This is a genomic window from Kitasatospora sp. NPDC057500, from assembly GCF_042802195.1.
In the GTDB taxonomy this organism is placed as follows: Bacteria; Actinomycetota; Actinomycetes; order Streptomycetales; family Streptomycetaceae; genus Kitasatospora.
This window is the reverse complement of the sequence record NZ_JBHVER010000091.1, coordinates 23,160-30,278: the sequence shown is the minus strand read 5'-3', so window position 1 is coordinate 30,278 and position 7,119 is coordinate 23,160. Positions and strand designations below refer to the sequence as shown.

7 protein-coding genes are annotated in these 7,119 nt (G+C 77.5%); 4 read left to right on the top strand and 3 right to left on the bottom strand.

All coding sequences use genetic code 11. The annotated features are described in order from the left end of the window. Positions 1-15 precede the first annotated feature (15 nt). Complete coding sequence (locus ACFU74_RS20435) at positions 16-1,263, bottom strand: phosphotransferase family protein (protein WP_380758622.1); 1,248 nt, start codon at positions 1,261-1,263, stop codon at positions 16-18. 112 nt (positions 1,264-1,375) lie between these two features. Between ACFU74_RS20435 and ACFU74_RS20430 the strand changes: the two genes are divergently transcribed. After that, positions 1,376-1,999, top strand: a complete 624-nt coding sequence (locus ACFU74_RS20430) for a DUF4262 domain-containing protein (RefSeq protein WP_380758620.1) — start codon at positions 1,376-1,378, stop codon at positions 1,997-1,999. A 517-nt stretch (positions 2,000-2,516) separates the two neighbouring features. Beyond that, positions 2,517-2,747 carry a hypothetical protein gene (locus tag ACFU74_RS20425; protein ID WP_380758617.1) on the top strand — a complete coding sequence of 77 codons (231 nt, stop codon included), beginning with the start codon at positions 2,517-2,519 and terminating at the stop codon, positions 2,745-2,747. A 19-nt stretch (positions 2,748-2,766) separates the two neighbouring features. Here the strand turns inward: ACFU74_RS20425 and ACFU74_RS20420 are convergent, their stop codons facing one another. Both ACFU74_RS20420 and ACFU74_RS20415 read right to left on the bottom strand, forming a co-directional pair. After that, a complete protein-coding gene (locus ACFU74_RS20420; RefSeq protein WP_380758616.1) occupies positions 2,767-3,630 on the bottom strand; it encodes a PhzF family phenazine biosynthesis protein in 864 nt (287 codons plus the stop codon). A gap of 38 nt (positions 3,631-3,668) precedes the next feature. Further along, positions 3,669-4,766 (bottom strand): DUF5937 family protein, encoded by a 1,098-nt coding sequence (locus ACFU74_RS20415; RefSeq protein WP_380758614.1) that lies wholly within the window; start codon positions 4,764-4,766, stop codon positions 3,669-3,671. A gap of 101 nt (positions 4,767-4,867) precedes the next feature. Here ACFU74_RS20415 and ACFU74_RS20410 point away from each other — a divergent pair, with 101 nt between their 5' ends. Both ACFU74_RS20410 and ACFU74_RS20405 read left to right on the top strand, forming a co-directional pair. Beyond that, positions 4,868-6,316 (top strand): MFS transporter, encoded by a 1,449-nt coding sequence (locus tag ACFU74_RS20410; RefSeq protein WP_380758612.1) that lies wholly within the window; start codon positions 4,868-4,870, stop codon positions 6,314-6,316. Then, a complete protein-coding gene (locus ACFU74_RS20405; protein WP_380758610.1) occupies positions 6,313-7,116 on the top strand; it encodes an MBL fold metallo-hydrolase in 804 nt (267 codons plus the stop codon). The genes ACFU74_RS20410 and ACFU74_RS20405 overlap by 4 nt, the downstream gene beginning before the upstream one ends. Positions 7,117-7,119: the final 3 nt, after the last annotated feature.

Genomic DNA, 7,119 nt, shown 5'->3' with positions numbered 1-7,119 from the left:
GCACCCGAGGGGGTGTCAGCGGGCCGCTTCCAGGGCGCGCCTGACCTCGGCCGCCGGATCGCCCTCGTGGTACGGGCGCTCGCTGTCCTCGATGTGGTCCAGGAACTCCTGGTACCGCAGCGCGCAGCCGAGGTGGAACAGCGGCCCCGCCAGCTCCAGCGCCCGCTCCGGCTCGCAGCCCGGCACCCGCTCGCGCCAGGCGCGGGCCCACTCCCCGGCCGCCCGGGCCCACCCCTCGTCGTCCAGGAACGCCCGGGGCCGCAGCCCGTCCGCCACCGGGTGGCCGAGGCAGGCGTCCGCGTAGTCGATGACGACCGGCCGCCCGCCGTCGGAGCGCCAGTTGCCGGGGTGGAAGTCGCCGTGGACCACGGTCTCCGGCAGCCCGCACGCGGCCAGTTCCCCGGCCAGGGCGGGCAGCCGAGCGGCCAGCGCCCGGGCGGCGGCCAGCTCCTGGGCCGTCAGCCGCGACCCGCCCGGCTGCGGCTCGGCGGCGAGCCGGTCGAGCAGCGCGGGAACGGCGGCGGCCAGCGCGCGCGGGGTGCGGTCGCGCAGCCCGGCCCCGGCGGCCCGGCCGTCGGCCGCGAGCGTCGCCTGGGCGGCGACCAGCCGCGGCACGACGTCCGCCACCTCCGCCTCCGACGGGCCCCAGCAGTCCTCCCCCGGCACCTCGTCGAGCAGCACCCGCCCGTTCGCCGGGTCGGCGGCGAGCACCACCGGCACCAGCTCCGGGTCGGCGGCGCCGAACAGCGCGATCACCTCCGCATCCCGGGCGTTGAACGCCGGGTTGATCACCTTCAGCCAGGCCGGGCCGGCGGCGGTGGGGAGCCGGAACAGCCCGGACAGGTTCCAGCTGCGGACCTGCTCGGCACGCCCGGTGAGCGGCCGTCCGGCCGCCGCCAGCGCCCGCTCCGCCCAGTCCAGCGCCGCCCGCAGCCCCTCCGGCGCGGCCCAGGCGGCCCGCCGGTCGGCCGGCCCCAGCAGCACCGCGGTCCCGTCGTCCGGCTGCCGCACCGCCCGCCCGTCCGGGCGCTCCAGCGCCTCGACGTGGTAGACGGTGTGCCCGCCGTGGCCGCCCTCCCCACCGGTCACCCGGACGAGCCGGACCACCACCACCGGCACCCCCACCTCCGCCGAGACCCGCTCCGCCACCACCCCGACCGCCGACCACCACGGCACCTCGACCTCGAAGGGGCCGACCGCCCCGAGGTACTCGCCGCCGTACGTGAGGTGGACACCGACGGTCCGCCCGTTCCCATGATCCATCCGCGCAGCCTCCCCCAGCCGCCCGGCCGAGCGCGACCGGTTTTCCGGGCAGCGTCCCACTGCGGCAGCCCCGCCGGACCGCCCGGCCCGACCGCGTGCTGTGATGGCCCCCATGGCCACACCCCCGACCCCCACGACGGCTGCGACCTGTCCCTGCGTGATCTGCGCCGCCGACAGCGCGGAGCGCTCCGGCGCCGCCCGATCGGTGCTCCGCCGCCGCGGTGCGCCCGGCGTCTCCCGTCACTGGCGCCGCACCGCGGAGGACGTCCTGGCCCACGGCCACCACGTGGTCGGCATCCCCGGCGAGGGGGACCTCCCGGACTGGGCCTTCACCGTGGGTCTCTGGCACACCTCGCGCCTCCCCGAGCTGACCATGGCCGGCCTGGACGCACACGGCCAGATGCACTGGCTCAACGAGGCCGCGGCCCGGCTGCGCGAGGGCGCGTCCGCCGGTCCGGAGAGCCTGCTGGACGGGGTGATCGAGGGCTACCCGGTGCTGGTCAAGCCCGTCGACCCCAGCTGGCACCGGCCCCTGCTGGGGACGGCCGCCGGCTTCTACCGCCGCGTTCCCGTCCCCGTGCTGCAACTGGTCTGGCCCGACCGGAACCGCCGCTGGCCCTGGGACCCGGACGCCTCCCCCGGCTGCCGGGCGCAGCCACGCCTGTGGCTGCCGGTCGGCGACCACCCCGAAGGCGTCTGGACGGAGGAGGCGGCGGCCGCCGAGGCCTCCCCCTGAGTCACCGGCCCCGGCGGCACCTCCGGCGCATCGGCCGCGCTGTCCGCGGCGGCGCGCGCTCCCGGGCCGGTCGCCGTCCCCGACTCCTCCGTCCGCAGCCCCGGCAGTCTGCGGGTGAACCCCCGCCTGACGCAGGCCGGCAGCACGATGCCGGCGGCCATCCAGGCCGGGCGCACCTCGAACGTCGTTCCGGTCAGGCTCGTCCGCAGCCGCACCGTGGTGAGGAAGCCCGGCCCGGCAGCAGGCCTTCCGCGAGCCGCGCCATCGGCAGTACCCGCCCGCGCCTGACCGGGTAGTACTTGATCACGGTGCGGACGGTGCCCGGCTCGGCAGCCTCCCCGCCGCCGCGGGCGGGCATGATCCATCCCGTGGAAAGCATTGTGGCCCTCGACGAGGCGGCCGCCGTGGTGGCCGCGCGGCGGCCCGGGTGGGCGGCTGCCGGGCTGGTGGTGGAGCGGGTGACCTGGCGTGCGGGGGCCACGTCGGGTCCGCGCCGGCTGGAGACGGACCGGTCACGGTGGTGGAGCCCGACGCGGTGGGTGTCCTGCTCTCCGGCCCTGCGGACGCCCTGCTGTCCGTGGTGCTCTTCCGGGGCGGCTGGGCCGATGCCGACTTCACCACCGGTGCGGGCGGCGCCGGGGCGCTCCCGGGCGCGGGGATCGGCTCGGCCGCTGCCTTCGGCCGCCGGCTCGACGCCTGGGTGGCCCTCGTGTTCGGCGACCCCCGTGCCCCGCAACCGGCCTCCTGAAGCCACCAGCCCCCTGGGCCTACGGGATGGCCACCGCCGCGCCGGAGACCCGCACCCGGGGGGAGGCCGAGTGCAGGTCGACGTGGAGGGTGCCGGGGCGGCCGAGGTCCTCGCCCTGGTGGAGGGTGACGGTGGCCGGGGCGGCGGCGGGGTCCAGGGCGCGCAGGTAGGCGCCGAAGGCGGCGGCGGCCGCGCCGGTGGCCGGGTCCTCGACGACGCCGCCGACCGGGAAGGGGTCGCGGACGTGGAAGACGTCGGGGGCGGCGCGCCAGACCAGTTGGACGGTGGTCAGGTCGCGGGCGGTCATGAAGGCGGCGAGGCCGTCGAAGTCGTAGGCGAGTCGCGCCAGCCGCTCACGGGTCGCGGCGGCCAGCACCAGGTGCCGGGCGCCCGCGTAGGCGTAACGGGGCGGCAGCGCGGGGTCGAGGTCGCCGGGTGCCCAGCCGAGCTGGGCGAGCGCCTCCGCGACGTCGGCCTCGCCGGTCTCCGTGACGTGCGGCTCGACGCTGGTGAGGGTGGCGCGCAGGGTGCCGTCGGCGTCCTCGGCCACCTCGACCGGTACCTCGCCCGCCGCCGTGCGGTAGAGGTAGCGCCCCGGGCCGACCCGCTCGGCGAGCGCGACGGCGGAGGCGACGGTGGCGTGGCCGCAGAACGGCACCTCCGCCAGCGGGCTGAAGTAGCGCACCGCGTAGCCGCCCGCCGGGTCGGGCGTCAGGAAGGCGGTCTCCGAGTAGCCGACCTCGGCGGCGATGGCGAGCATCCGCCCGTCGGACAGGCCGGCGGCGTCGAGCACCACGCCCGCCGGGTTGCCGCCCTCGGGGTCGGCGGAGAAGGCGGCGTAGCGGAGGATCTCGGGGGCGCCGGCGGCGTCGTCACTGGTCATGACCGCCCCAACGCGCCCCGTCGCACCCGTGTTCCCCCTCACCGCAGCACCGCCTCCAGCAGGTCGGTGCCGAGCCGGGCGCTGCCCGCGAGGTCGAGCTGGTACAGCATGTACCGGCCGCGCCGATGGGTGGTCAGCAGCCCGGCCCTGCGGAGCACCGCCAGGTGCCGGGAGACCTCGGGCGCGCTGAGCTGCCAGGCGGCGGCGAGCTCGCCCGTGGTGTGCGGGCCGCGGGCGATGGTGCGGGCGAGCCGCAGGCGCACGGGGTGGGCGAGCGCCTCCAGCCGCTGCTGGACCACGGCGAGCGACACCGGCTCGGGCACGCCCTGCTCGGCGACGGGGTACTGCACCACCGGACGCCAGCCGGGCGCGGAGACCACCAGCAGGTGCGGGCGGCCGAAGGCGGTCGGGACGAAGGTGACGCCGCCGGCGGCGCTCCCGCTGGTGGTGTTGTCCTGGAGCTTGTCGATGACGATCCGGCGCCGCCCCTCGCCGCTGTCCTCCAACTGCACCGAGGCGGAGACGGCGGCCAGTGCCTCGGCCGCGCCGTGCCGCACCAGCAGGTCGGTCTTGCGGCGGGCGTCGGCGGCGAGTTCGGGCAGCACCCGCCGCCAGGCGTCGGCGAAGAACGCGTCCACGCAGTCCTCCAGCATCCGCCGCACCAGCGCCCTGACGGCGGGCGGGTCGGTGAGCAGCCGGTCGGCGAACTCGGCCTGCCGGGGTCCGCGGGCCAGGGCCAGTTCGCGGGCCCGCTCCTGCGCGACCGGGTCGGTGAGCGGCGAGGCGAGGCGGCCTGCCAGCCGGGAGGCGCCGCAGGTCATCACGAGTGCGGCCCGTACGTACTGCTCGTCGTCGATCCGGTCGACGGCGTCCAGTTCCTCGGTGAGCGTCGCGCCGGGCAGGCCGGGGACGAGGAAGTCGGCGCGCGAGGAGCGCCAGACGAAGGCGGCCTCGGCGAGCCGTTCGGCGAGCGCGGGCGGGACGGCCGCCGTGGTGCTCGCCGCCCAGCCGTGCAGGGCGGGGTGGTGCGCGGGTTCGGCGAGCACGTGCAGCATCGCGCTGAGTTCGGCCAGCGGCGAGGGGGTGAACAGCAGGCGTTCGTCGGGCAGGTCGGTGATGTCGATGGTCAGGCTCACGGTCCCGATCCTGTCATCCGCGCCGGGGGCGCCCGCCCCGGATTGACGGTAGTCGTCAATCCGCGTGCCCGGGGGAAGGTCCCGGACCGACGGTACCGCTCATGACCCTGATCCAGAGCCCGAAGAAGCCGCCCCTCGGCCCGGAAGCCCGCAGCGCCCCAGGACCCCGGAGCGCCCCGGAACCCCGCAGCGGCCCGGCCGCCCTGCTCGGCCTGCTCACCTCAGCGGGCGGCCCGCGCTACGCGGCGGCGCTGCTGGTGGACGCGCTCGGCACCGGTCTGCTGCGGCCGTTCCTGCTGCTCTACGGCATCGGGGTGCTCGGGCTGGACGCCGGGGCGGCGGGCCTCGCGATGTCCGCCGGGATGGTCGCGGGCCTGCTCGTCCTCCCGGTGACCGGCCGGTGGATCGACCGGGGCGCGCGCAGCCTGCCGGCGGCGGCGACCATGCTGGTGCGGGCGGCCGGGTCGGTGGCGCTGCTGGCGGCCGACGGCCCGGCGGGGTTCGCGGCGGCGGCCGTGCTGCTCGGGGTGGGCAGCCAGTCCTGGCCGGCCACCCACGCCGCGGTCGTCGCGACGCTGACCGAGGGCCGCACCCGGGACGCCGCGCTGGCCGCCGGGCGGACGCTGCGCAACGCCGGGCTGGGCGCGGGCGCGCTGCTGGCGACGCTCGCGGTGGCGGGCGGCCCGGGGGCGCTGCGGCTGCTCGCGGGGGTGACCGGCGCGGCCTGCCTGCTGTCGGCGGTGCTGGTGCACTCGCTGCGGGTGACCGCTCCCCGGGCGCCGCAGGCTCCCCCGGCTCCCCCGGCGTCCGCGACCTCCCCGGAGTCCCCGAGCTCCCCGGCGTCCCCGGCCCCCGCCGGGTCCGGCCGCGTCGAGGACCCCGCGCTGCGCCGGATCACCGCGCTCAGCGTCGCCAACCTGCCCTTCGCGTTCTGCTTCGACGTCCTGGAGGTGGCCCTGCCCGCCCTGCTGGTGCTGCATCTGCACGCTTCCGCGGCCTGGTCCTCGGGGGTGTTCGTGGGCAACACGGTGCTGGTGATCACCCTCCAGCTGGCCGTGGTGCTCCGGCTCGCGCAGCGCTCCCGGCACACCGTGCTGGCCGCCGGCGGCGTCGCGCTCGCCCTCTCCTACCTGGGCTTCTGGGCGGCCGGCTCGCTCGGCGGCACCGCCGGGGCGGCCGGCGTGGCGCTGGTGTCCGTCCTCTTCACGCTCGGCGAGATCCTCTACTCCGGCGCGGGCACCGCCCTGGTCACCGCGAGCGCCCCGCCCGGGCAGCTCGGCCGCGCCCTGGCCCGCTGGGAGCTGTCGACGGGCGTCGGCCGCGCGGCCGCCCCGGCCGCCCTGACCGCGCTGCTCGCCGTCGGCCCGGGCGTGCTGTGGCCGGTGCTGGCCGGCGCCACCCTGCTCGCCGCGGTGGCCGTCGCCCGGCTCCGTCCGGCCCGGGGTGCGGGCGGGCGGCGGGTCGCCGATGCTGGGCGACGGGGCACGCGTACGCGCCCGGCTCCCGGTCCCGGGGAAGGACAACGCCCAGAGGAAGGACGACGCTCATGAGCGCCCTCGACTTCGAGGTCATCGACAGCCCGGACAGCTCGCTGAACAAGACGTCCGTCCTGGTCACCGGGCCGCAGGACGCGCTGCTGGTGGACGCCGGGTTCACCCGCTCCGACGGGCGGCACCTCGCGGAGCGGGTGCGGGCCGGCGGGAAGCGGCTGACCACGGTGTTCATCAGCCACGGCGACCCGGACTTCTACTTCGGCGCCCAGGAGGTGCAGGACGTCTTCCCGCAGGCGCGGTTCCTGGCCTCCGCGTCGACCGTCGAGCACATCCAGGAGACCTTCGACGCCAAGGTGCGGGCCTGGGCGCACCTGGGGCCGGAGCTGCCGACCAGACTGGTGCGGCCCGAGGTGCTGCACGGCGACGAGCTGGTCTTCGAGGGCCACCGCTTCGAGCTGCGCGGGGCGGACTTCCACCTACCGGACCGGCACTACCTGTGGCAGCACCACCACCGCACGGTGCTCGGCGGGGTGCTGCTGTTCCAGGGGCTGCACGTGTGGACGGCGGACACGCCGGCGCCGGAGCAGCGGGCGGCGTGGATCGACCTGCTGGACGGCATGGCGGCGCTGGACCCGGCCTTCGTGGTGGCCGGGCACCGGACCGCGGACGCGCCGACCGACACCTCCTCGATCGACCACACCCGGGACTACCTGCGGGCCTTCGAGACGGAGGTGGGCCGCTCACCGGACGCGGCGGCGGCCAGGGAGGCGCTGGAGCAGCGCTTCCCGGAGCTGGGCATGCGGCTGGCGGTCGATCTCGGGACGAAGGCCGCCAAGGGCGAGCTGGCCTGGGGCTGAGCG

What these genes read in the sequence shown, in the direction of transcription:
- ACFU74_RS20435 (WP_380758622.1), bottom strand. Translation starts at nt 1,263, where the DNA reads ATGGATCATGGGAACGGGCGGACCGTCGGTGTCCACCTCACGTACGGC.
- ACFU74_RS20430 (WP_380758620.1), top strand. Translation starts at nt 1,376, where the DNA reads ATGGCCACACCCCCGACCCCCACGACGGCTGCGACCTGTCCCTGCGTG.
- ACFU74_RS20420 (WP_380758616.1), bottom strand. Translation starts at nt 3,630, where the DNA reads ATGACCAGTGACGACGCCGCCGGCGCCCCCGAGATCCTCCGCTACGCC.
- ACFU74_RS20410 (WP_380758612.1), top strand. Translation starts at nt 4,868, where the DNA reads ATGACCCTGATCCAGAGCCCGAAGAAGCCGCCCCTCGGCCCGGAAGCC.
- ACFU74_RS20405 (WP_380758610.1), top strand. Translation starts at nt 6,313, where the DNA reads ATGAGCGCCCTCGACTTCGAGGTCATCGACAGCCCGGACAGCTCGCTG.